We start from the raw sequence: 22,478 nt of genomic DNA, 5'->3' as shown, positions 1-22,478 counted from the left end.
TCGCACGCGCCGGCGCGCGCTGCGCAGATCGCCGGCGGCGGGCTGACAGCAGGCGTCATGCGAGTGCGCGCGCGTTTCGATGCCACCGGCAGCACGGATGGCACGCACACGGCGTATCCTGTGGCTTCGGCGCGTCCTCAAACGACCAAGCAGCGCACACAGGAGAAACTGAATGGCCAGGGTTGAAGTCAAGGTTCCGCAGCTTTCCGAATCCGTCACCGAAGCGACGATGCTGCCGTGGAAAAAGAAAGCGGGCGACCCCGTGACGCAAGACGAAATTCTCGTCGAGCTTGAGACCGACAAGGTCGTGCTCGAAGTGCCCGCGCCTGCATCGGGCGTGCTGGCGGAAGTGCTGAAGCAGCAAGGCGATATCGTTCACGCCGACGAACTGCTCGCCGCCATCGACACCGAGGCGAAAGCCGCTGCTTCCTCAGCTGCGCCTGCGTCTGCCCCCGCGTCTGAAAAGCCCGCAGCCGCTCCGACGCAAGCGGCGAGCGCGCCGCAAGCTGCCGATAGCGGCGCTCAAAAAGCAGACTTCGACGTAATCGTGATCGGCGCGGGCCCCGGCGGTTACATCGCCGCGATCCGTGCGGCGCAGCTCGGCATGTCGGTCGCGTGCGTCGAGGAATGGATCAACCCGGCGGGCAAGCCGAAGCTCGGCGGCACGTGTCTGAACGTCGGCTGTATTCCGTCGAAGGTGCTGCTCGCGTCGTCCGAAGCGTTCGAGAACGCGAAACTGCACTTCGGCGATCACGGCATCTCGATGGACAACCTGAACGTCGATATCAAGAAGATGGTCGGTCGCAAGGAGGCCATCGTCGAGAAGATTACTGGCGGCGTCGAGTTCCTCTTTCGCAAGAACAAGATCACGTGGCTCAAGGGTCACGGAAAGCTCGCGGGCAAGGCGGGCGGCGCGTTTCGCATCGAAGTGAGCGGCGGCGAGCAGGCGGCGACGCATACCGCGAAGCACGTCATCATCGCGACGGGGTCCAAAGCGCGGCATCTGCCTGACGTGCCCGTGGACAACCGCATCGTGTCCGATAACGAAGGCGCGCTCGCCTTCGACTCCGCGCCGAAGAAGCTCGCCGTGATCGGCGCGGGCGTGATCGGGCTGGAACTTGGTTCGGTGTGGCGCAGACTCGGCGCCGACGTGACGATTCTCGAGGCGCTGCCCGAATTCCTCGCCTCGACCGACACCGCAATCCAGAAGGAAGCCGCCAAGCTCTTCAAGAAGCAAGGGCTGACCATTCACCTCGGCGTGAAGATCGAGAACGTGAAGGCGTCGGACGCGGGCGTAACCCTCTCTTATACCGACAAGGACGGCGCCGCGCAGACGCTCGACGCGGACCGCCTGATCGTGTCCATCGGCCGCGTGCCGAACACGGACAATCTCGGCCTCGACTCGATCGGCCTCGCGACGGATCAACGCGGCTTCATTCCCGTGGACGGCCACTGCGCGACCACGGTTCCGAACGTCTACGCGATCGGCGATGTCGTGCGCGGCCCGATGCTCGCGCACAAGGCCGAAGACGAAGGCGTGATGGTGGCCGAGATCATCGACGGACAGAAGCCGCATATCGACTACAACTGCATTCCGTGGGTAATCTACACGCACCCGGAGATCGCGTGGGTCGGGCAGACGGAGCAGGCGCTCAAAGCGGAAGGCCGCGAGTTCCGCACCGGCCAGTTCCCGATGATGGCGAATGGCCGCGCGCTCGGCATCAGCGAGACGGACGGCTTCATCAAGGTCATCGCGGATGCGAAAACCGACGAGATTCTCGGCGTGCACATCGTGTCGGCGAACGCGTCGGATCTGATCGCCGAAGCGGTCGTGGCCATGGAGTTCAAGGCGGCGTCGGAGGATATCGGCATCATCTCGCATCCGCATCCGTCGCTCTCGGAAGTGATGCGCGAGGCGGCGCTCGCAGTGAACAAGCGCGCGCTCAACATCTGAGCGTCACGCGCGCGCGGCATGTGGTCCGGGGCGTCGCTATCTTTTCCCCGCGCGCTTGCATGTGCGCTGTACCGTGGCGCGAACCGCCATACAATCGTCGCGCGGCGGCCGTGTCGAATCAGGCCGGCCGCGCATCGTTCGATGTTCCTTGCATCTCAACCGTGGAGAGGATATGAACGTAACGCTTGCCAGAAAGCTCACCGTGTCGATGATCGTCGCGGCCTTCGGTTTGTCGGCTGCGGCTGTGTCGCATGCGCAGGACAACAGCGGCGCGAGCGACGCCGCGCCGTCGACCAAAGCCCAGCGCAAGGCCGCGCGCAAGGAAGCGCGCGCGAAGAAGAACGCGGAACTGAAGAAGCTCGAAGGCGCGGGATACAACCCCTCGCAGCGCGATGACGCTTCGTATCCGCAGGATATCCAGAACGCGCAGAAGAAGGCCGGCATCGGTCAGTAAGGCCGTAGCTGGAGGCGCGCCGCGTTGGATGCGGCGTGCTCGATTTTTCTCGCATTCCCCAGGCATCCTCGGCAGCGGCGTTGCGTGACGCATCCGATGATTGAATCGTAGTCCTGATTGCCGCGCTAGCCGTGTGATATGGCCGAATGAGGACGGTAGTTCGGGCGCTGCTTGCGGACTTATTCGCTCGCCGCTTGCGTCGGCTGCGCCACGCACGTGAATGTCACGGTAGACGTCTGCTCTTCCAGCGACCGCACGCCGCTCGTCGACTCCGATCGGACCAGCACGCGTTGCGAACGCTCTTTGCAGTAGTCGTCGGCGGCGTCCATCGCCCGGTTGCGCGCTGTGACCCATGACATGCGCGTGCCCGTCGCCTTGCCGGTGACGGTAAAGACATTGGGCTGCGAGCCAGGGGCCACTGCGCTCGTCGTGCCGCATGCGGCGAGCGCGAGAAGCAGGCATGCGATGCACGCGCGGGCCGTGCGCCCGGCGAATGAAAAGTGGGATGAATGAGGCATACGCGTCTGATCGTGATCCGGGAAGGCACGCATGGTAACGCCGTGCGCGAAATCCTTCACGGGTCAGACGATTAGGCGGCGCGGTGGCCGCCCTTTTTCATCGCGATCAAGACTCCTCGATGCGATCCAGCAGGCGCTGCAGACGGGCATGCTGAGACGGCGCGAGGCCCGGCGTGGACAGCGCCTCTTCCACGCGCGAGCGCCAGTAGGTCTTCGAGAATAGCGAATTCGCGCCGTCCAGATTGAGCACTTGTTCGAGATGCGCGATAGCCGCGTCGAGATGATGCACGGTATAGGGACGTGTGCCCGGGCTTAAGTCTTCCATTGGCTAAATGCCGCCGCACGCCTTATGGACGCCGGCGTGTGATCTGAAGAACGGGGCGCGCGCGAAGCGGGTTGCTTCGCGCGCCGTGGACAATGGAGCGCCAAAAGCGAAATCGCGAGATCGCGCGATGGCGATCAATGCATGTGCTGGCCGCCGTTGATGGCGATGTTCGAACCCGTGACGAAGCCCGCATCGTCCGAGCACAGGAACGCGACGAGCGCCGCGACTTCTTCCGGCTTGCCGAGCCGGCCAGCGGGAATCTGCGGCAGGATCTTCGAGTCGAGAATCTCCTGCGGAATGGCGGTGACCATCTTGGTCGCGAGATAGCCCGGCGAGATGGTGTTGACGGTCACGCCCTTCCTCGCCACTTCCAGCGCGAGCGACTTGGTGAAGCCGTGCATGCCCGCCTTCGCCGCCGCGTAGTTCGTCTGCCCGATCTGCCCTTTCGAGCCATTCACCGACGAGATATTGATGATACGGCCCCAGCCGCGCGTGACCATTTCTTCGCAGACAGGCTTCGTCATGTTGAAGACGGAGTCGAGATTCGTGCGCAAGACGGCGTCCCAGTTCACCTTCGTCATCTTCTTGAAGGTCGTGTCCTGCGTGATGCCTGCGTTATTCACGAGAATGCTGATCGGCCCGACTTCGCGCTGAATCTTCGCGATGCAGTGCTGGCTTGCGTCGTAGTCGGCCACGTCGACCGGATACGCGCGAAAGTTGCGCCCTTGCCGGTCCATGCTCGCGAGCCAGTCCGACACGATCGTGTTGCCCGGCGAATGCGTCACGACGACGGCGTAACCCGCGTCGTTCAGCTTGATGCTGATGGCCTCGCCAAGGCCGCCCATGCCACCCGTTACCACTGCAATACGCTTAGTCATGCGAAATATCCTCTCAGGTTCTATGGTGCTCGAATGCGCCCGGCATCGCGCTTGGAATGTTATTGGTTCGCGAAGCCGGGTGTGCTGCTGGCCGACGCCCGTCGCGCGGGCATCGACGCGCTCAACGGATCACGGCCGCTCGACCGCCAGCGCGACGCCCATGCCGCCGCCGATGCACAGCGACGCCAGGCCCTTCTTCGCGTCGCGCTTCTGCATTTCGTGCAGCAGCGTGACCAGAATGCGGCAGCCCGATGCGCCGATCGGATGGCCGATCGCAATCGCGCCGCCGTTCACGTTGATCTTTTCCTGGTTCCAGCCCATCTGTTTGTGCACGGCGAGCGCCTGCGCGGCGAACGCTTCGTTGATCTCCATCAGATCGAGATCGTCGACGCTCCAGCCCGCGCGCTCCAGACAGCGTTTGGACGCCGGCACGGGGCCCATGCCCATCACTTTCGGATCGACGCCCGCGCTCGCGTACGCCTTGATGCGCGCGAGCGGCGTAAGACCGAGCGCCTCGGCCTTTTTAGCCGACATCACGACGACCGCCGCCGCGCCGTCATTGATGCCCGATGCGTTCGCCGCCGTCACCGTGCCTTCCTTCGAGAACGCGGGCTTGAGTCCCGCGAGGGCTTCGGCGGTGACGCCGTGGCGCACGAACTCGTCGGTCGCGAACTGGAGCGGCTCGCCTTTGCGCTGCGGAATCGACACCGGCACGATTTCGTCGTTGAAGCGGCCGGCCTTCTGCGCGGCTTCGGCCTTGTTCTGCGACAGCGCCGCGAACGCGTCCTGCGCTTCGCGCGTGATGCCGTATTCCTTCGCGACGTTTTCCGCCGTCGTGCCCATGTGGTAGTTGTTATAAACGTCCCACAGGCCATCGACGATCATCGAATCGATCAGCTTCGCATCGCCCATGCGAAAGCCGTCGCGTGAGCCGGGCAGCACATGCGGCGCCGCGCTCATGTTCTCCTGGCCGCCCGCGACGACGATTTCCGAATCGCCCGCGATGATCGCGTTGGCCGCGAGCATCACCGCCTTGAGGCCGGAGCCGCAGACCTTGTTGATCGTCATGCCGGGGACCATGTCCGGCAGGCCGGCCTTGATCACCGACTGACGCGCCGGATTCTGGCCCGAGCCCGCCGTCAGCACCTGACCGAGAATGACTTCGCTCACCTGCTCGGGCTTCAGCCCCGCGCGCTCGAGCACCGCGCGAATTACCGTTGCGCCCAGTTCCGGCGCCGCGATTTTCGCCAGCGACCCGCCGAATTTGCCGACCGCTGTACGCGCGGCCGATACGATCACTACGTCACTCATCTTCAATCCTCGTAGAACAGCAGAACTCGCAAATCCCGGCTTCATGCGTTTCGTCCACGCACTGAATCATGCGCTTTCGAAACAAACCACGCGCTCATTTATATGGGCTTTTAATAGTCTCTCAGGTGTAACGACGGCCTTCTTCCGATTGCATAACGCCGGAAAATGCGCGGACGCAATTCCACCGCGCGCGTTTTGCGCGCGTATTCGACAGTCGCTTCGGAGAAGTAAGTCAGGGCGTACGCTTGTGCGTCGCACCAATTGCAGACAATTCTAAACGCAAAACATCGACAAAAGTTTGCATATTCCTAGGTAATAACCCTAGGTGTGGTAATAAGTACCGCGACAAAGATGCTAAGCCTTTGGCTAAACGTCGAACGCTCGTGCAAGAAATGTGCTGTTTAGCAGCGGAAATTGCGCGCTAGTCTGATGAATGCCGTATGAAAATGTGCCGTCGCAGGCGCACGCACATGCACCGGTCGCCAGCGGCCGGCAGGACGAATCAATTCACTATCCACTTAGTAATGGTTTATTTGTCCAAGGCAAAGCATTTGACCGATTAGAGGTCTTCATGACGCCGCGATGAATACGGACTTTTTGATTGCGCGTTAAATCGCTAGTACCAGTTTGATACCTTTCGCGCGCGAACAACACGCCATCATTCTAGTGTTCGATTTGCGCTCGTCTTTCGTCAATACGACATCGCGATGGTCGATTTCACCTTCGAGCACGCGCACTTCGCACGATCCGCACAAGCCTTCTTCGCAATCGCTCTGAATGTCGATGTTCGCTCGCCTGAGCGTCGTGAGCAGCGTTTGATCGGGCGGCACGGTCAGCGTGACACCGGAATCCTTCAGCTCGACCTCGAACGCGTGCTCGTTGCACGGGTCGAGCGCGCCGAGCGTCGATTCGAAATGCTCGATCTTCAGTGCGCCGTCGGGCCACGCGGCGCTCGCGGCGGAAAGCGCGTCGAGCATCCGCGCCGGACCGCATGCATACACTTGCGTGCCTGCGTCCACGCGCAGCGCCGACAAGTCGTTGCGCGCGCCCTCCTCCGATACGTACATGCGCAACCGTTCGCCATGCAGCGCGCGCAGGTCGTCGACGAACGCCATCGACGCGCGGCTGCGGCCGCTGTAATGCACTTCGTAGTCGATGCCGTGCTCGCGCGCGTGCCGCGCCATCGCGCTGATCGGCGTGATGCCGATGCCGCCGGCAATCAGCACGAGCCGGCGCGCGGCCGGGTCGAGCCGAAAGTGGTTGCGCGGCCCGCGAATGCGCCAGTGCGCGCCCGGCTTGACGTTGTCGTGAACCCATGCCGATCCGCCGCGACTCGCCGACTCGCGCAACACGGCGATTTCGTAGGCCGCGTGATCGGCCGGATCGCCGCATAGCGAATACTGGCGCGAGAGTCCGCTGTCGCCGCAGACCACGTCGATATGCGAGCCCGGCGTCCAGCGCGGCAGCGCGCGAGCGTCGGCGGCAACGAGACGCACCCGCGCGATGCGGTCCGCGCACATCGTCACCGACTCGACGATCACCGCGCGGCTCACCGCATGCGACGACGGCTCGCCGATGCGTACCGTCGCGCGAGGCTCGCGCACCGCCGCATTCGTGCGCTCGGGATTCATCGCCGGGTTCCATTCCACATGGAGATGCTCCGGCCCGCGAAACGACGTATTCGGCACGTACGTGAAACGCTGCTCGGCGAGGCGCATGTGCGGCAGGCGGCGCATCAGCTCGTCGAGGAAGATCTGTATCTCCATGCGCGCGAGGTTCTTGCCCATGCACTGATGCGCGCCGTAGCCGAAGGTCAGCTGATCGCTGGCATTTTCGCGGCGAATGTCGAAGAGATCGGCGTCCGCGAACTGATGCGGGTCGTGATTGGCCGATGACGTCACGATCAGGAGCTTCGCGCCCGCCGGAATCGCGATGCCGCCGATGGTCACGTCGCGCGTCGCGAGCCGCCGCCACGCCGCAACCGATCCGTTGTGCCGCAGGCACTCTTCGACCGCGTTAGGAATCAGGCTCGGGTCATCGCAGATGTCGCGCCACGCGTGAGGGTGTTGCAGCAGCAGCTTGATCGCATTGGCGGCCGCGTTCGCCGTCGTCTCGTGCGCCGCGACGATGCCAGCCATCATCATCGAATGCAGATACGAGTCGGTCACGACATCGGGCAAGGTCTTTTGCTTGCGGATGCCGTACTGCATCCAGCCGGGACCGGACGGGTCTTCGCGCATCTTGTCGAGCACCTTGCCCGCGTACTGCCAGAACTTGCCGACCGCGTGCGCCACCGCGACCTGTTCCTCGGGCCTCGGGCGGCCCCACGTATTCACCGTATGCGCGATGGAATAGTCGCGCAGCGTGTCCATGTCTTCTTCGGGCACGCCGAGAAAGTGCAGCGCGACCGTGAGCGGCACTTCCCACAACATCTGATCGACGAGATCGGCGCGGCCATCGTCGATGAAGCGATCGACGTATTCGCGCGTGAGCGCGCGCACCATCGGCTCGTGATGCGCGAGCGCCTCGGGCGTGAACGGGTCCATCAGCGCCCGGCGGCGCGGCATGTGCGCGGGCTCGTCCTCGTTGACGAGCGTGCGGTTGAGCGCGAAACCGTAGGACGCGAGCACCGCGTTCGCTTCCGGTCCGGTCGGCGTGATTTTTTCGAGCGCGATGGACGGGCTGAACGTGAGGTTGTCGCGGAAAATCGCTTTGATGTCGTCGTAACGCGTGACGACCCAATAGCCGAGCTTCGGGCTGTAGAACACCGGCTCCTGCTCGCGCGCCCAGCGCACGTATTCGGGCGGGTCTTGCTGATAGCCGTCGCTGAACGGATCGAACTCCGCGGCGCGCGCGCTCACCGGGCAGCCGTTCGGCGCGGTCGAATGGAAGGGGCATTGCGGCGTGGAAGTCGCGGTGCTCGCGTCGCTCATGGATTCGTCTCCTTGTTTATAGGTGCGTCAGACCGGCTTTCCTTCACTCGATGCCCAGTTGCGCATGAGCGTGTTGCTCGGCAAGGTCTCGTCGATCATCTTGCGCGCGGTTTCGCGACCGGCGACAGGCAAGCCCGTCGGATCGAGCACGCCGATCTGCACGAGCACGGACGCCTGATCCCAGTAGATGTGTTCGTTGTAGAGCTTGTCGCCGCGAAAGCGGACCACGGCGAGCATCGGCACTTCGAAATAGCGGCCCGTGGGCGCGAGGCCCGGCAGCAGCCAGTCGATCTCGCGATCATGCGTCGCGCAGAATACGAATTCGTCGACGATACGGTCCGCGCCGATCGTGCGCGATACCGGTATCAGCTTCGTGTCCTGCGGATTGGAGTCGACGAAGTGGTACTTGTAGAAGCGTTTCAACTGGCCGTATCCGACGCCGCCGGTCATCGTCGGCACATGGTTCACGTAAGGCTCGGCGACCATGGTCGGCATGACGGCATCGACATCGCGCGTGGCGAATTCGAAATAGCAGTGCTGCTCCCACAGGCGGTCGAGGTCGTAGACCGGCCCGAGCACTTCGCGCAGCAACGCCAGCGTGCGCGAGTACGCCATGAGCGCGGCGGGTTTGTCGTAGGGCGAATCCGCGTTCGCAGCGGGCTCGGCGAAACCGGGCGCGCAGCCGCTGTAGACATAGCGTTGGATCGGCGGCTTGCCGGCGAACGCATCGCTCGCTTGCGGCTCCGCGAAGTGGAAGACCATCGGGCAGCGGATGGTGCGCAGGTCGTCGAGGCAGGCGGGGAGGTCATGCGGATAGTAGGCGACCGCGCAGTCGATGTCCGCGTTGGCCGCGGCCTGCACGGCGAGCCGCCCGCCCGCGCCGAAGCCGAGCACGCCCACCTTGCCCGCGTGTTCGGGCAATGCGCGCAGGGCGTCGATGACGGCCGCGAAGTTTTCCATCGACACGCCGCCGCCCTTCGGCGCGCGTCCCGTCAGGTCGGGCGCGAGCACCACATAGCCCTCCTCGGCGAAGCGGTCGGCCGTCGATTGCGTGAAGGCGTCGAGGCCCGCCGCATCGTGCAGCAGCACGACTCCCGGCCCGGAGCCTTGCGCCGGGCGCGTGACGTAGGCGCGAATCGGGGCGCCTTCGCGGGCGGCGATGTCGATGAAAGTCCCAGGCATGGCGTGCGTCTCCGGAAGTCGTCGGTCAGGAAAGCAGCGTATCGGCAAGCAGCTTCACATTCAACACGACAATCGCACCCGCGACCAGCCACGCAACCACGGCCAGCCATCGGCCGATCACGAAGGCGCCCATCTTCTCGCGGTCCGAGACGAAACGCACGAGCGGCACGACGGCAAATGGCAGTTGCATCGAAAGGATCACCTGGCTCAGCACGAGCAACTGGCCGGTGGCCTTTTCGCCGTAGATCGCGGTGACGGCGATGACCGGCGCAATGGCGATCGATCGGGTCAGGAGCCGCCGCGCCCAGTTCGGCAGCCGCATGCGCAGAAAGCCTTCCATCACGATCTGGCCGGCGAGCGTGGCCGTCACCGTCGAATTGAGGCCCGAGGCGAGCAACGCGACCGCGAACAGCGTCGACGCGATGCCGAGACCGAGCAGCGGCGACAGCAGATGATACGCATCGGCGATTTCGGCGACTTGCTCGTGCCCGCTCGCATGGAAGACGGCGGCCGCCACGACGAGGATCGCCGCGTTGATCAAAAGAGCGAGCGTCAGCGCGATCGTGCTGTCGATGGTCGCCCAGCGGATCGCATCGCGGCGGGCATCCACCGAATGCCCGTAGGCGCGCGTCTGCACGACCGATGAATGCAGATACAAATTGTGCGGCATCACCGTCGCGCCGAGAATGCCGATCGCGAGGTACAGCATCTCGCGGTTCGTCACGATCTGCGTCGACGGCACGAAACCGCGCAGCACCTGGCCGATGGGCGGCGCCGCCGCGGCGATCTGCAACGCGAAGCACGCCGCGATCACCACAAGCAGCGCGATGACGAACGCTTCCAGGAACCGGAATCCCCTGTTGACGAGCAGCAGCAAAAGGAAGGCGTCGAGCGCGGTGATCAGCGCGCCCGCGATAAGCGGAATGCCGAACAGCAGTTGCAGCGCGATGGCCGTGCCGATGACTTCCGCGAGATCGCACGCGACGATTGCCATTTCGCAGGCGAGCCACAGCGCGAGATTGACGGGTTTCGAATAGTGATCGCGGCACGCCTGCGCAAGATCGCGCCCCGTCGCGACACCGAGCCGGACCGCCAGCGCCTGCAGCAGGACCGCCATCAGGTTGGAGAGAAGGACGACGGCAAGCAAGGTATAGCCGAAGCGCGATCCGCCCGCGATGTCCGTCGCCCAGTTGCCGGGGTCCATGTAGCCGACGGAAATCATGTAGCCGGGGCCGGCGAATGCGAGCAGACGCCGGAGCCATCCGCCGGCGACGGGCACTCGCACCGACGCGTACACCTCCGGCAGACTCGGGCGAAAGTCGTCCTCTTCTGGCTCTTTGTACGCGGGGCGGCGAGGGTCGCGCATCGGCACGTACCTCCGGGTTGGGCGCTTTTCAGTGATCGAATATGCGCCGGGCGCGGTGAAGATTCAAGCGATGGCGCTTTCCGTTCCTCGAGTTCTGATAGTAAGACTTATCAGGAGTAGCGAATTATGTTGTCAAATCCGACTCCACTTGATAACCTCGCCGCAAATGGCTGATTCCAAACATGATTCTCTTATGGCGCAGACGGCTTACCAGGTCAATACAGCGCCCCGTCGGCTCACGCGACAACACTTTGCCTTGTATCGCGGCTATCTCGACGGCGTCTCGGAAGCCCAGCTTCACGCTTCTTACGCCGATTCCGGCACCGATGTGCGTAGCACACGCCGGCTGATCGCGGCGTTGCGCGACACGCTCTCCGTGCTCGCCCGCCGCGCGCATGACACGGAAGCCGCCCACCTGCTCCGGCTGCGGCCCGGCAGCATTCCGTCTGCGCCGCCCGATCCGGCGACGAGCGCGCCTTCGCTCGATGCTTTTCGCGAGCGCATCGACCCGGAAGGCGTCTTCGGCGAAGCGGAACTGCTCGCGTTGTATCAAGAGTCGTTTCCTGCGGACGCGTCGCCTGCGCTGGATCGGCGGGCGGCGCGCAACGTCCGCCTGCGGCGGCGTCAGGCAGACGCTCTCGCCCGGATGGAAGCGAGCCTCGTCCACGATCCGCGTCCGGATCATCCAGTCGACGGATGGTTCGAGCCGGTAGTCGCGGCCCGACTGGCGGCTGCGGGGATTTCGACTATCGCGGATCTGATCGCGCTGATCGAAACGCGAAAGCATCGCTGGTACACGGCGGTGCCGCGGCTCGGGCCGAGGGGCGCGCAGCGCATTGTCGACTGGCTGCAACTGCACGGGGACGCGCTGCGGCACACGCTTTCTCCGATCGCGCTCGTGCCTCGGAGGCAGTGGACAGCCGATCTGACGCCTCGCCCGGCTGACCACGGCGAAACGGTGGCCGTCGCGCCACTCGAGGCGATACGCGTTCCCGCTGCGCTCGACGGGTCTAAAGGCACAAATCGCCGGGGCGAGTTAGCGGGCCGTTTCCGTACCGATATTCAGGCGATCACCGCCTGGCTCGACGCGCGTTCCGCGAGCGAACACACACGGCGGGCGTACCGGCGCGAGGCCGAGCGGCTGCTTCTTTGGGCGTTGACTGAGAAGCGTAAGCCGCTGTCGTCGTTGAATTCAAACGACTGCGCTGAATACATCCACTCGTTTCTCGCTAATCCGATTCCGACCGCACGCTGGGTCGCGAAGGGCCGCGTCGAACGATGCCTTGCCGCGTGGCGCCCATTCGCCGGTCCCCTCTCCGACCGGAGCCGGGAGTCGGCCCGCTCCATATTGAACGCGATGGGCGAATGGCTCGTAGACGTCGGCTATCTTTCGACGAATCCGGTCGGCGGAATCGAGCGCGCGGCGGCGCCAGCCGTGTTCGATGCACAGACGCGCACGCTCGACTTCGAACAGTGGCGGCTCGTTTTCCAGTCCGCGACGCGGGCGCAGTACACGTTTGCGGAGCATCGGGACAGGCTCGCCCTACTGCTTGCGTACGCCACTGGCTTGCGTCGCGCCGAGTTGTCCGCAGCGACGACGGACGCGCTTTCGGTTGGTCGGCTGCCCGGCGTGAGTGCCCCGGTTTGGCAACTGAGTGTTCCCGGTGCGCGGGGCCGAAGCGCCGACAGGACGGTGCTTCTGCCACCCATCGTCGTCGAGGCATTGCGAGAGAATCTCGCCATGCGAGGATTCGCCGAGCCGTTCAATTGCCCCGAAGGCACGTCGATTCTCGCTCACGCCAGAACGGGCCTCGCCATCACGCCCGACGGAATCGGGAAGCTATTCAAAACGATGTTCGCGGCAGCGGCCGCGCAGGCGGAGAAAAGCGTTCCCGGCTCAGGCCGCCGCCTCGCTCTTGCGAGTACGCACTGGCTGCGGCACACGCACTCGGCACATGCGCTCTCGCAAGGCGCCGATATTGTTGAAGTCGGCAAAGGGCTGGGTCACGCGCACGTTTCCACGACTTCCCTATACCTCCAGATCGACGGTTCTTCGCGTTTACTCGGCGTTGAGACACTGCTCCGGGCGACGCTCGGGCTCGGATCTTCGTCAGAATCCGCCTAGTAACGCCTTGCAGGCGCGCAGAATGTTGTAAAAACGCCCGCTGGGGCGCAAAAGCGACTTCAGAGTTTACTTGAGGTTTACCGGTTGGCCGTTTATTCTTCGGTTTGCAGTATGTTTTCCACAAACCGAAGAATTATTTGCTTACCCAGGCCCGCCAGTGACTGCGAATTCCATGTTAAGCGCCCGGCTTCCCGAAGTCGATCAATCCGTTTCCATCGAAACGCTGCTGGGGGTGGCCGCGCAAGCCACTGACATTCTCAACCAGATCCGCGACGCGATGCTGGAGCCGTATCCGCGCAAAAGCGCGCCTACGTTCACGAGCGCGCAGGTGGCGTCGCTGTGCGGCATCGACAAGCAGCGGTTCCAGTATCTGACTACCAAGGGCGAACTGCCGGCGGGAACCTCGAAGGGCGCGGGACGGAGCAAGGAATTCACGCTCGAGGAAACTCTGACGTGGATCCGCGCGACGAAGGAACGCGTGCGCCGCCCCGAAGGGAAGCGCGGACGTATTGTCACGGTGGCGAACTTCAAAGGCGGCGTGGCGAAGACCACGACAGCCGTGTCGGCCGCACAGGCGCTTACCCTGCTCGGCCGGCGCGTGCTCGTGATCGACTGCGATCCTCAGGGCACCACGACGCAACTCTGCGGCTGGGCTCCCGACGCCGAAATTTCGGATGACCAGACACTCCTGCCGTTGATCTATGGCGATCAGCAGACGCTGCGATACGCCGTCCAGGAGACGTACTGGCACAACCTCGACTTGATTCCAGCTTCGTCGTCGCTTTTTGACGCGGAGTTCGAGATCCCGGCAAAGGTGCTGAACGACAGCACCTTCGAATTCTGGGAGATCGTTCGTAAGGGCCTGCTGCCATTGACGGACGACTACGACGCCATCGTCATCGACACGCCGCCCGCGCTGAGTTATCTGACGATTAACGCGCTGCTCGCGTCGGACGCCATTCTTCTGCCCTGCCCGCCCGAAGCACTCGACTTTGCCAGTTCGACGCAGTTCTGGCATCTATTCGCCGACATTGCGAAGAAGCTGCCGGGCGTGCTCGAGCAAAAGCGGTTCGACTTCGTCAACGTGATCCTGACAAAAGCCAAGTCGGACGATGTGTCTCGCGTCGTACGCGGCTGGTTGCAAAAGGCTTACGGCGATCGTGTGTTGCCGTTTGAGATACCGGAGTCGACAGTGCCGAAAGGCGCGTCCGCGCAACTCTCGACCGTGTACGACTTATCGAAGCCCGACGGAAGCACGGCTGCGTACAACCGGTTCAAGGAGCCGCTCGACCGGCTGGCCGAACATCTCGACGCGCAATTCGTCCGCGCGTGGAACCAGAAGGAGGATTAAATGGGGATTGGCGACAGGCTTCTCGCGAAGACCGCGAACGTCGGCAGCAAGCCGGCGGATGCCGTGCAGCGGCCCACGAATAACGAACCGCGCACGTCGCCGGGCAGGTTGATGGATGCTCAGCATCGTATCAACACAGCTCAGGCGCGAATCAAAGAACTCGAATCGCAACTGGAAGAACGAGCGGCGCTTGAAGTGCCGCTCGATGCGCTTGTCGAAGTGCCCGGACGACGCCGGAAGCTCACGGCGGAACAGTTCCAGGAACTGAAAAGTAACCTCGCGCAGCACGCGCTTGCCACTCCCATTCTGGTTCGGTCCGTTGTCGACGGACGATATGAAATCGTGGCGGGTCATAACCGAGTCGCTGCCTATCGCGAGCTCGGACGCAACAGCATTCGAGCGAATGTCGCTTCGATCGAAGAAGGCGAGATCGAGTTCGCCGCTTTCTTTTCGAATCTGCTCTCGCCGTCACTCACCGACTTCGAGAAGTATTGGAACTTCAAGCGCCTGCAAGAGTTGAGCGGACTGTCGCGCACCGAGATATCGGAGAGCGCCGGTCTGAGCAAAAGCCATGTGAGTCGGATTTTCTCGTTCGATGCGCTTCCTGAGGCAGCGAAAGAAGCACTCGCTCTTAAGCCCGAGCGACTAGGCAGCAATGCGGCGCAGAAGCTCGCCGCACTCTCAGAGGCAGGGAAGGCGGAAAAGGTCGTTGAAGCGGTACGACGTCTTGTCGACGACGAGAACTTCACGCAGGACAAGGCGGTTGCCCTGGCCGCAGAGAAGCCGAAATTGGCGGCGCCAAGTTCGACGGTTGTGCGTGCGGGCCGCAGAAAGGTCTGTGAAGTTTCGACTAGGAACGGAGTGGTAGGGATTCGCTTCTTTGAGAAGGACGCGGGCGCCGCGAACGATTGGGGCCAACGTATCGCCGAATTTATCAGCAAGTCGCTGGATGAGGCCGGTGCTGACGATTGAACCTAGTAGGTAGTCGATACGAAACAACGACTTAGCAGCAACAATACGTCCCACGCAAGCAGTACCTTCTAGCAACTCTTTAGAAATCAGTGACTTACGGATCAGACGGACGAAATCGCCATGTGATCAGCACGCTGTAGAAAGACAAAAGCCTTCGGCGCCAACCGAAGGCTTTTGAATTCGGGCTTAACTGCTAGTCGCCCGGTTCGCTTCCCGACGCCAATCGGGTCACGAGTACACACCTCGAAGTTTAGCGGATCGCGATCGGCAGTCAAGCGTTTGCCCCTCCATTTTCCGAAATGGACGCACTTGACATGCATATCGCGCAACATTCCGTTGCTGGCGAGGGTGTTCCTCGTTCGCTAAACGCTGATTCCCTCGCGTCGCCCGGCGATCAGCAGGCCTTCGACGAATTCGCCTGTGACCGGTCGAACCTGCCTTGGGTGATCTTCCGTGCCGCGCACCGCGCCAATCACATTTCTGCGCTGCCGGCCCGCGCCCGTGCAGTCCTCGCCGCGCTTGCGCGAACCGTTGATGCGGCTCGTCCATTCGCGGCAATATTCGCTCGCCGCGAGCTGCTGACCGGCCGCGCGCTGCAATCCATGCGTACCTTCTATCGGAGTCTCGAAGACCTCGAGGCGTCCGGCTTCATCACGCGACCGCCGCAAACGCGATACGTCGACGCCGGCTTGTTCGGCCGCGCCTATCTGCACCTCACGGCGAAGGCGGCTACGGTGCTCGGTTTAACCGAGTCGCAAGAAGATGCCAGCTCCACTTCACACCGCACACTCCAAACCGCAGCATGCGCACCAACGGCTACGTTTTCTAGCTCACCGTCTGTCAGCATGGCAGACGGTGGTATATATAAGGATCTAAACCCTATTAATCAAAAGAGACAACCGGGACGCCTCCCCGACGACCTCTGCCGCCTTCGGGCACTGGGATTTCGTGAATTTTTGATTTTCAAATTCATGCGAGAGGCACGCCAATACGGAAAGCGCCTGTCTGATGTCGTGGAGACCACGTGGGAGCATCTCCGCCGCGCGACGCATCCGATCAGCTATCTGCGAGCACTATTGCAAAAGCCCGTGGACTACGCCTATCGCGTCAAAACGCTTCGCGCCGACGCCGCCGAACGCGAAATTCGTCAATCGAGAGACTCAACGCACGAACAGACCGCTAAAGAGCTCGCTGGGAAAATCTTCGTAAGCCAAGATGGCCTGACACGCTATTCGGTTTCTGACGACGGCAGCGAACTTACGGCGCATCACAAGGACGAATCTCGCCCGCGCGTACGCGTAGGCGCGTGGACCAGCGATTTCGTCACCGCTGTGCGGGAAAGCCGTGTCGTGTCGGTCGCCGACGGCAACCCGAACGAGCTAGCTCAGCCGGCACATTCCGATCGCCTGACCAACAGCAACGCCCACGCTGCGTTACCCAGTGCGGAGCGCCTGCAAGCCCTGAAGCGTATGCTTCGGTTGAAAGCCGCGGGAATCGTCCCCACATCGATGAGCGAGGAAACGAAAGCCGCACTGTCGATCGCTAACGAGGCGCAGGCGGAGGCTGTATCAGGGCCAAACGAATGCATTCCCTCGCCACGCGCAGACGTTTCAATAAAACCTGCTGCGTCGCAACAAATCCTGATATACTCTAAGGTTCCGCCTCTAGAGGCGATTGAAATACGCAAGCTGCGCGAATAGCGGGTTTGCGCGCTTTGCTCGATGCGATTCTCAGCAAGCCGTCCGTGATCGAAGATTCAGTCGATATTCATGCGGGCCGTACGCTCGCTTCCGGGGACCTGTCATCGCCGAGCAAACCTGTCGAGGAGAAAGTATGGCAAGTTTTGATCGGGAAGATTCGGAGCTGGATATCGTCGCGCCGGCGCGCAAGTCGCCCGGCCGACGCGCAGGCAAGGCAAAGGGCCAGACCGGCGCCGTGCAGCCCGATGTCGTGATGACGGCGGAGCAGGACGAAGAGCGTCAGCGGCAGATGCGCGCGTTGATCCAGTTGGGCAAGGAGCGTGGCTATCTCACGCATGCCGAAATCAACGACCATTTGCCCGATAACTTCGCGCAGACGGCTGCGATGGAAACCATCGTCAGCACGTTCAACGACATGGGCGTGGCCGTCTATGAACAAGCGCCCGACGCCGAAACGCTGCTGTTGAGCGACAACGCGCCCGCCGTCGTTACCGACGAACAGTCGGAAGAGGAAGCCGAAAACGCGCTCTCCACGGTCGACTCCGAGTTCGGCCGCACGACGGACCCGGTTCGCATGTACATGCGCGAAATGGGCGCGACCGAGCTGCTCACGCGCGCCGGCGAAATCGCCATTGCCAAGCGCATCGAAGACGGCTTGCACGAGATGATCCAGGCGATTGCCGCGTGCCCGTCGACGGTGGCGACTATTCTCGCGGACGCCGCGCAGGTCGAATCCGGAGAGCTGAAGATCGACGAACTGGTCGACGGCCTGAAGGAAGACGACGCAGCGGAAGAAGAAATTTCGGCGTCCGAAGTGACCGAATCGACGGATATCGATACGGATTCCGAAGAATCGGATAGCGACGAAGACGACGACAGCGACATCGATGGCGCCGACGCCGGCGCATCGAACGAAGCGCGTTTGAAGCAGTTGAAGGCGGACTGTCTCGAGATTTTCGCCCGCGTGCGCGAACTGGCCGAACAAGCCAGTCATCCGAAAGGTTCGGGTGCCGCAGCAACGAAGGCCGTCGAGCGCGCTCGCGCGGAGATTCAGCGCGAGCTGGGCTCCATTCGCTTCACCGCGAAAACGATCGACCGCTTGTGCGCGAACGTGCAGCAACAAGTCGCGCAGGTGCGCGAGATCGAGCGCCGCGTTCTGCAGATTGCGGTAGATCGCTGCGGCATGCCGCGCGAGAAGTTCGTCGAGTCGTTCCCGGGTCACGAGACGGATCTCGAATGGACCGCGCGCACGGCGGCGGGCGCGAAGCAGTATGGCGCATCGCTCGAACGCAGCCTGCCGGCCATTCAGGCTGAGCAGCAAAAGCTGATCGACATCGAAGCCACTGTGGCGCTGCCGCTCAAGCAACTGAAGCAGATCAATCGTCAGATGACGGCTGCCGAGCTGAAGATGCGTCAGGCGAAGCGCGAGATGATCGAAGCGAACCTGCGTCTCGTGATTTCGATCGCGAAGAAGTACGTCAATCGCGGCATGCAATTCCTCGACCTGATTCAGGAAGGCAACATCGGGCTGATGAAGGCGGTGGACAAGTTCGAATATCGCCGCGGCTGGAAGTTCTCGACGTATGCGACGTGGTGGGTTCGTCAGGCCGTGACGCGCTCGCTGGCGGATCAGGCGCGCACGATTCGCGTGCCGGTTCACATGATCGAAACGATCAACAAGCTGAACCGCATCTCCCGCGAGATTTTGCAGCAGACCGGTCAGGAAGCGCATCCGTCGGTGCTCGCCGAGCGTATGGAAATGCCCGAGGAGAAGATCCGCGGCATTCTCAAGATCGCGAAGCAGCCGGTGTCGCTGGAAACGCCTGTCGGTGAGGACGCCGATGCAACGCTCGGCGACATGATCGAAGACCAGGGCGCGGCGTCGCCGGCGGATGCCGCCGTGCACGCGAACATGCGCGCTGCTATCGACGATGCGCTCAACGCGCTGTCGCCGCGCGAAGCGAAGGTGCTGCGCATGCGCTTCGGCATCGACACGGCATCGGACTACACGCTCGAAGAATTGGGCAAGCAGTTCGACGTGACGCGCGAGCGTATCCGCCAGATCGAAAGCAAGGCGATGCGCAAGCTCATGCATCCGAGCCGCGCGGACAAGCTGCGTCCGTTCCTGGATCGCTAAGCTGTAAAGCCGCAGTTCCGGCAAATCGGCAACGCGTGCCGTCCAGATGGGCGGCACGCGTTTTTTATTGCCCGCGCACTCAACCGCGCGTCGTATTCTTCGGCGCCGATCCCGCCGCGCACGCCTGCAGCGCGACGATCGCTTTGCGCGCGAGCGTCAGCGTCTCTTCGCAAGCGTGAACGTTGGCAAAGATCGAACATCCGCCGCCCGCATCGATTTTCGATACGGCCCTGCGCACCCGTTCGAGCGCCGATTGTGGCGAGCCGCTGTCCTTCACGATGGCGGCGACATCGAAGGCACTGCCCGCATCGGTTTCGACATAGCCGGGACATTGCGCCTCGGCGTGTGCGTAAGCCGCCGCGCATAGGGAACTGACGAGCGCGGTCGCCGCCAGTGTTCGGGCGCTGCGTAGACGAGAAGGAACGAAGCGAAGGATGTGCATGGCGTCGCGATCCGACGGAGCTTTGTATCGGAAAATGGCGCGCCTGGCCCGTCGATACCCGTTATGAACACCACGTTGTCCACAGTTTCCGTGCACAAGCGTGTGGATATCCTGAGCATCGCCGAGCCAACGCGTTGATGCGAAACGTGTTTCGCCCGTCGTGCGAAATGCGCGCGGGAATCGCCCATTGTGAACCCGTTGCAGAAAGCGCGTCGGGCGTAATCATAAAGCCGGACGCTCTGGCAGCGGCAGAACGGGTTGTCCACAATTTCGGTGATCAACTATGTGGATATCCTGAGCATCACGCGGCTAACGCCTTGACACTGCACGCATTTCCTCAGACGTCGCGCAAGCGTGCGGCGGGCGACAATTGCGCCGCGCATTCTCAGGACTTCGACTCAAACGCGCTTCGGACTGTCGAGTCCGCGCTGCACTGCTGGCCGCGCGACGAACGCATCGAGCGCGCGCTGGACGTGCGCGAAGGCGTCGAATCCGACCAGATCGCGCGCCTCGTAGAAGCCGACCAGATTGCGCACCCACGGAAACACCGCGATATCGGCGACGCTGTACTCGTCGCCCATGATCCATTCGCGCTCTGCGAGCCGTCCGTCGAGTACGCCGAGCAGACGCTTCGACTCCGCGACGTAGCGGTCGCGCGGACGCTTGTCCTCGTAGTCCTTGCCCGCGAACTTATGGAAGAAGCCGACTTGTCCGAACATCGGACCGATGCCGCCCATCTGGAACATCAGCCATTGAATTGCTTCGTAGCGGCGTGCCGGGTCTTTCGGCAGCATCTTGCCGGACTTGTCGGCGAGATAGATCAGAATCGCGCCGGATTCAAAGAGCGCGAGCGGTTCACCGTCCGGCCCGTTCGGGTCGATGATCGCCGGAATTTTGTTGTTCGGGTTCAGCGACATAAATTCGGGCGACGTCTGATCGTTCGTATCGAAGCGCACGAGATGCGGCTCGTAGGGCAGGGCGGTTTCCTCGAGCATGATCGACGCTTTGACGCCGTTCGGCGTCGGCAGCGAGTAAAGCTGGATGCGGTCGGGATGCTGCGCGGGCCACTTGCGGGTGATCGGATAGTCTGAGAGCGCGGGCATGGCGGGTCCTGTTTTGGTTTGGTTGCGATTGGGATCGCTCAATATAGCGAGTTCGCGCACGCGCCGCAGGGCGGGGCCGAATCAAAGGCGCGCGTTGCAGCGACCGGTGACTGGACGGGACGGTTGCGAGCGCGGCTTCAGACGTTTCGTCAGACCGTCGCCGCGTTGCCGTATGCGAACATAGGCTCCGCTGTGCAACGCCCCCGCCCGCGCGCACCACTCCTGGCTCAAGACTTGCTCCATTTCTCACGCGTCCGCAACAAAACCAAGGTCGACAGCCCGACTTCAACGACCAAATCCCAACCGTTGCCTTGCCGCTGCCATGAAAACCGTTCCTCTCGCAACGCTTACCGCGCTCGCCGCTGTGGTTGGGGGATTGCCGCCCAGCGCGTCGCAGGCTTATCCGCTCGAACAGCAACTCGACTGCAAGTCGAGCGCGCATCGCTTCATCGCGCCGCTGCGCGACGAGCGTTATATCGACGCCAGCCCGATGCGCGTCGAAGCCAACTCCGTCAACGCTTTCCGGCCGGCGCACGGCAGCGAGCTCACCGCGTACGGCTTTCGCGTCTACGCCGTGCTGGGCTTCGAACAGGGCGACGCGCTCTTCAAGCAGGGCAAAGGCGAGCCGATCAACGATTCGGCGTACGGCGTCGTCGTGGTCGGATCGAAGGAGTCGGTCGAGGCGCGCGTGCGCGAGTCGGGCAGCACGGCCGTGGTCCACGAAGTCGTCCCGATGCTGATGACCGCCATCTTCTGCAACGGCAGGCGATGCGCAACACCGCCGGGACAGCCGCGGCCGGCACGTCCAGCAGTCATTGAAGCGGCGTTGCAAGGCGTTTCGCTGATAATGTTCTCCTGATCGACGACGCGCACTGTCGCGCGCCACCCAACACCTCATCACACGGAACCGGAGACAGACGCTCGCGCGCCCACTCTGGTCGACAGGAGAACGGAGACATGCCTGAAGCAGCCAAGACGAATTCCCGTATTGCGATCGTGACCGGAGCGGGCAGCGGCATCGGACGTGCGGCGGCGCTCGCGCTCTTCGGCGATGGTTGGTTGGTGGTGCTCGCGGGCCGCCGCGCCGCGCCGCTCGAGGCCGTCATCGCCGAGGCCGGCGCAGGCGAACGCGGACTCGCGGTGCCGACCGACGTGGCCGATCCTCAATCCGTCGAACGGCTCTTTCAGGCCGCGGTCGAGCGTTTTGGCCGCGTGGATCTGCTGTTCAATAACGCGGGCGTGAGCAATCCGCCCGGTCCGTTCGAAGACTGGACGCCCGAACAGTGGCAGGGCGTCGTCAACGTCAATCTGAACGGCATGTTCTATTGTTTGCAGCAGGCGTTCCGGACGATGCGCGCCCAGTCGCCGAAAGGCGGGCGCATCATCAATAACGGTTCGATTTCCGCGAGCGCGCCGCGTCCCAATTCGGCGGCGTACACCGCGACGAAGCACGCGGTCGCGGGCCTCACGAAGTCGGCGTCGCTCGACGGCCGCAAGCACGACATCGCGGTCGGTCAGATCGATATCGGCAATGCGCTCACGGAGCTTTCCGAACGCATGTCGCGCGGCGTGCCGCAGGCGAACGGCGAGATTGCCGTCGAACCGATGATGGACGTGAAAATCGTCGGCCAGTCGGTGCTCTACATGGCGAACTTGCCGCTCGAAGCGAATGTCCTGTTCCACACCGTGATGGCGACCAAGATGCCGTTCGTCGGGCGCGGATAAAC

The 22,478-nt window shown here is 62.9% G+C and carries 18 protein-coding genes; 9 read left to right on the top strand and 9 right to left on the bottom strand.

Annotation, left to right across the window (positions count from 1 at the left end; translation table 11 throughout):
• Positions 1 to 172 precede the first annotated feature (172 nt).
• Entirely contained in the window at positions 173 to 1,954 is a 1,782-nt protein-coding gene (gene lpdA / locus GV035_RS00610) for a dihydrolipoyl dehydrogenase (RefSeq protein WP_159832617.1), read from the top strand.
• A 172-nt stretch (positions 1,955 to 2,126) separates the two neighbouring features.
• Positions 2,127 to 2,408, top strand: coding sequence for a DUF4148 domain-containing protein (locus GV035_RS00605; RefSeq protein ID WP_159832616.1), 282 nt, complete (start codon positions 2,127 to 2,129; stop codon positions 2,406 to 2,408).
• Positions 2,409 to 2,587: 179 nt separating this feature from the next.
• Here the strand turns inward: GV035_RS00605 and GV035_RS00600 are convergent, their stop codons facing one another.
• The 7 genes from GV035_RS00600 to GV035_RS00570 form a co-directional block, all read right to left on the bottom strand.
• Positions 2,588 to 2,926 (bottom strand): hypothetical protein, encoded by a 339-nt coding sequence (locus tag GV035_RS00600; RefSeq protein ID WP_236572369.1) that lies wholly within the window; start codon positions 2,924 to 2,926, stop codon positions 2,588 to 2,590.
• 106 nt (positions 2,927 to 3,032) lie between these two features.
• A complete protein-coding gene (locus tag GV035_RS00595) occupies positions 3,033 to 3,251 on the bottom strand; it encodes a hypothetical protein (protein WP_159832615.1) in 219 nt (72 codons plus the stop codon).
• Between the two features lie 134 nt (positions 3,252 to 3,385).
• The gene (gene phbB, locus GV035_RS00590) at positions 3,386 to 4,129 is read right to left on the bottom strand and encodes an acetoacetyl-CoA reductase (protein ID WP_159832614.1); all 744 of its coding nucleotides are present in this window, start codon (positions 4,127 to 4,129) and stop codon (positions 3,386 to 3,388) included.
• A 129-nt stretch (positions 4,130 to 4,258) separates the two neighbouring features.
• Positions 4,259 to 5,440 carry an acetyl-CoA C-acetyltransferase gene (locus tag GV035_RS00585; RefSeq protein WP_159832613.1) on the bottom strand — a complete coding sequence of 394 codons (1,182 nt, stop codon included), beginning with the start codon at positions 5,438 to 5,440 and terminating at the stop codon, positions 4,259 to 4,261.
• 608 nt (positions 5,441 to 6,048) lie between these two features.
• Positions 6,049 to 8,373, bottom strand: coding sequence for a cytochrome P450/oxidoreductase (locus tag GV035_RS00580; protein WP_159832612.1), 2,325 nt, complete (start codon positions 8,371 to 8,373; stop codon positions 6,049 to 6,051).
• 27 nt (positions 8,374 to 8,400) lie between these two features.
• The gene (locus tag GV035_RS00575) at positions 8,401 to 9,555 is read right to left on the bottom strand and encodes a dienelactone hydrolase family protein (RefSeq protein ID WP_159832611.1); all 1,155 of its coding nucleotides are present in this window, start codon (positions 9,553 to 9,555) and stop codon (positions 8,401 to 8,403) included.
• A gap of 25 nt (positions 9,556 to 9,580) precedes the next feature.
• Positions 9,581 to 10,921, bottom strand: a complete 1,341-nt coding sequence (locus GV035_RS00570; protein ID WP_159832610.1) for an Nramp family divalent metal transporter — start codon at positions 10,919 to 10,921, stop codon at positions 9,581 to 9,583.
• 193 nt (positions 10,922 to 11,114) lie between these two features.
• On the opposite strand from GV035_RS00570, the gene GV035_RS00565 reads away from it, so the two are divergent.
• From GV035_RS00565 to rpoD, 5 genes are all read left to right on the top strand, one after another.
• A complete protein-coding gene (locus GV035_RS00565) occupies positions 11,115 to 13,046 on the top strand; it encodes a site-specific integrase (protein ID WP_159832609.1) in 1,932 nt (643 codons plus the stop codon).
• A gap of 172 nt (positions 13,047 to 13,218) precedes the next feature.
• A complete protein-coding gene (locus tag GV035_RS00560; RefSeq protein ID WP_159832608.1) occupies positions 13,219 to 14,397 on the top strand; it encodes a ParA family protein in 1,179 nt (392 codons plus the stop codon).
• Positions 14,398 to 15,369: a ParB/RepB/Spo0J family partition protein gene (locus GV035_RS00555; protein ID WP_159832607.1), complete on the top strand. Its 972-nt coding sequence runs from the start codon at positions 14,398 to 14,400 to the stop codon at positions 15,367 to 15,369.
• 314 nt (positions 15,370 to 15,683) lie between these two features.
• Positions 15,684 to 17,069 carry a replication protein O gene (locus GV035_RS00550; protein ID WP_159832606.1) on the top strand — a complete coding sequence of 462 codons (1,386 nt, stop codon included), beginning with the start codon at positions 15,684 to 15,686 and terminating at the stop codon, positions 17,067 to 17,069.
• Between the two features lie 133 nt (positions 17,070 to 17,202).
• Positions 17,203 to 19,206 carry an RNA polymerase sigma factor RpoD gene (gene rpoD / locus GV035_RS00545; RefSeq protein ID WP_159832605.1) on the top strand — a complete coding sequence of 668 codons (2,004 nt, stop codon included), beginning with the start codon at positions 17,203 to 17,205 and terminating at the stop codon, positions 19,204 to 19,206.
• Positions 19,207 to 19,285: 79 nt separating this feature from the next.
• On the opposite strand, the gene GV035_RS00540 is transcribed toward rpoD, so the two are convergent.
• Positions 19,286 to 19,648 (bottom strand): hypothetical protein, encoded by a 363-nt coding sequence (locus GV035_RS00540; RefSeq protein WP_201303878.1) that lies wholly within the window; start codon positions 19,646 to 19,648, stop codon positions 19,286 to 19,288.
• Between the two features lie 398 nt (positions 19,649 to 20,046).
• Positions 20,047 to 20,751 carry a glutathione S-transferase N-terminal domain-containing protein gene (locus GV035_RS00535; protein ID WP_159832604.1) on the bottom strand — a complete coding sequence of 235 codons (705 nt, stop codon included), beginning with the start codon at positions 20,749 to 20,751 and terminating at the stop codon, positions 20,047 to 20,049.
• A gap of 322 nt (positions 20,752 to 21,073) precedes the next feature.
• Here GV035_RS00535 and GV035_RS00530 point away from each other — a divergent pair, with 322 nt between their 5' ends.
• Together GV035_RS00530 and GV035_RS00525 are read left to right on the top strand one after the other, a co-directional pair.
• Complete coding sequence (locus GV035_RS00530; RefSeq protein ID WP_236572368.1) at positions 21,074 to 21,610, top strand: hypothetical protein; 537 nt, start codon at positions 21,074 to 21,076, stop codon at positions 21,608 to 21,610.
• Between the two features lie 98 nt (positions 21,611 to 21,708).
• Complete coding sequence (locus GV035_RS00525) at positions 21,709 to 22,476, top strand: SDR family oxidoreductase (RefSeq protein WP_159832603.1); 768 nt, start codon at positions 21,709 to 21,711, stop codon at positions 22,474 to 22,476.
• Positions 22,477 to 22,478: the final 2 nt, after the last annotated feature.

It is taken from the genome of Burkholderia sp. 8Y (assembly GCF_902506145.1).
Classification (GTDB): Bacteria; Pseudomonadota; Gammaproteobacteria; order Burkholderiales; family Burkholderiaceae; genus Caballeronia.
This window is presented reverse-complemented; position numbering and strand designations above follow the sequence as displayed.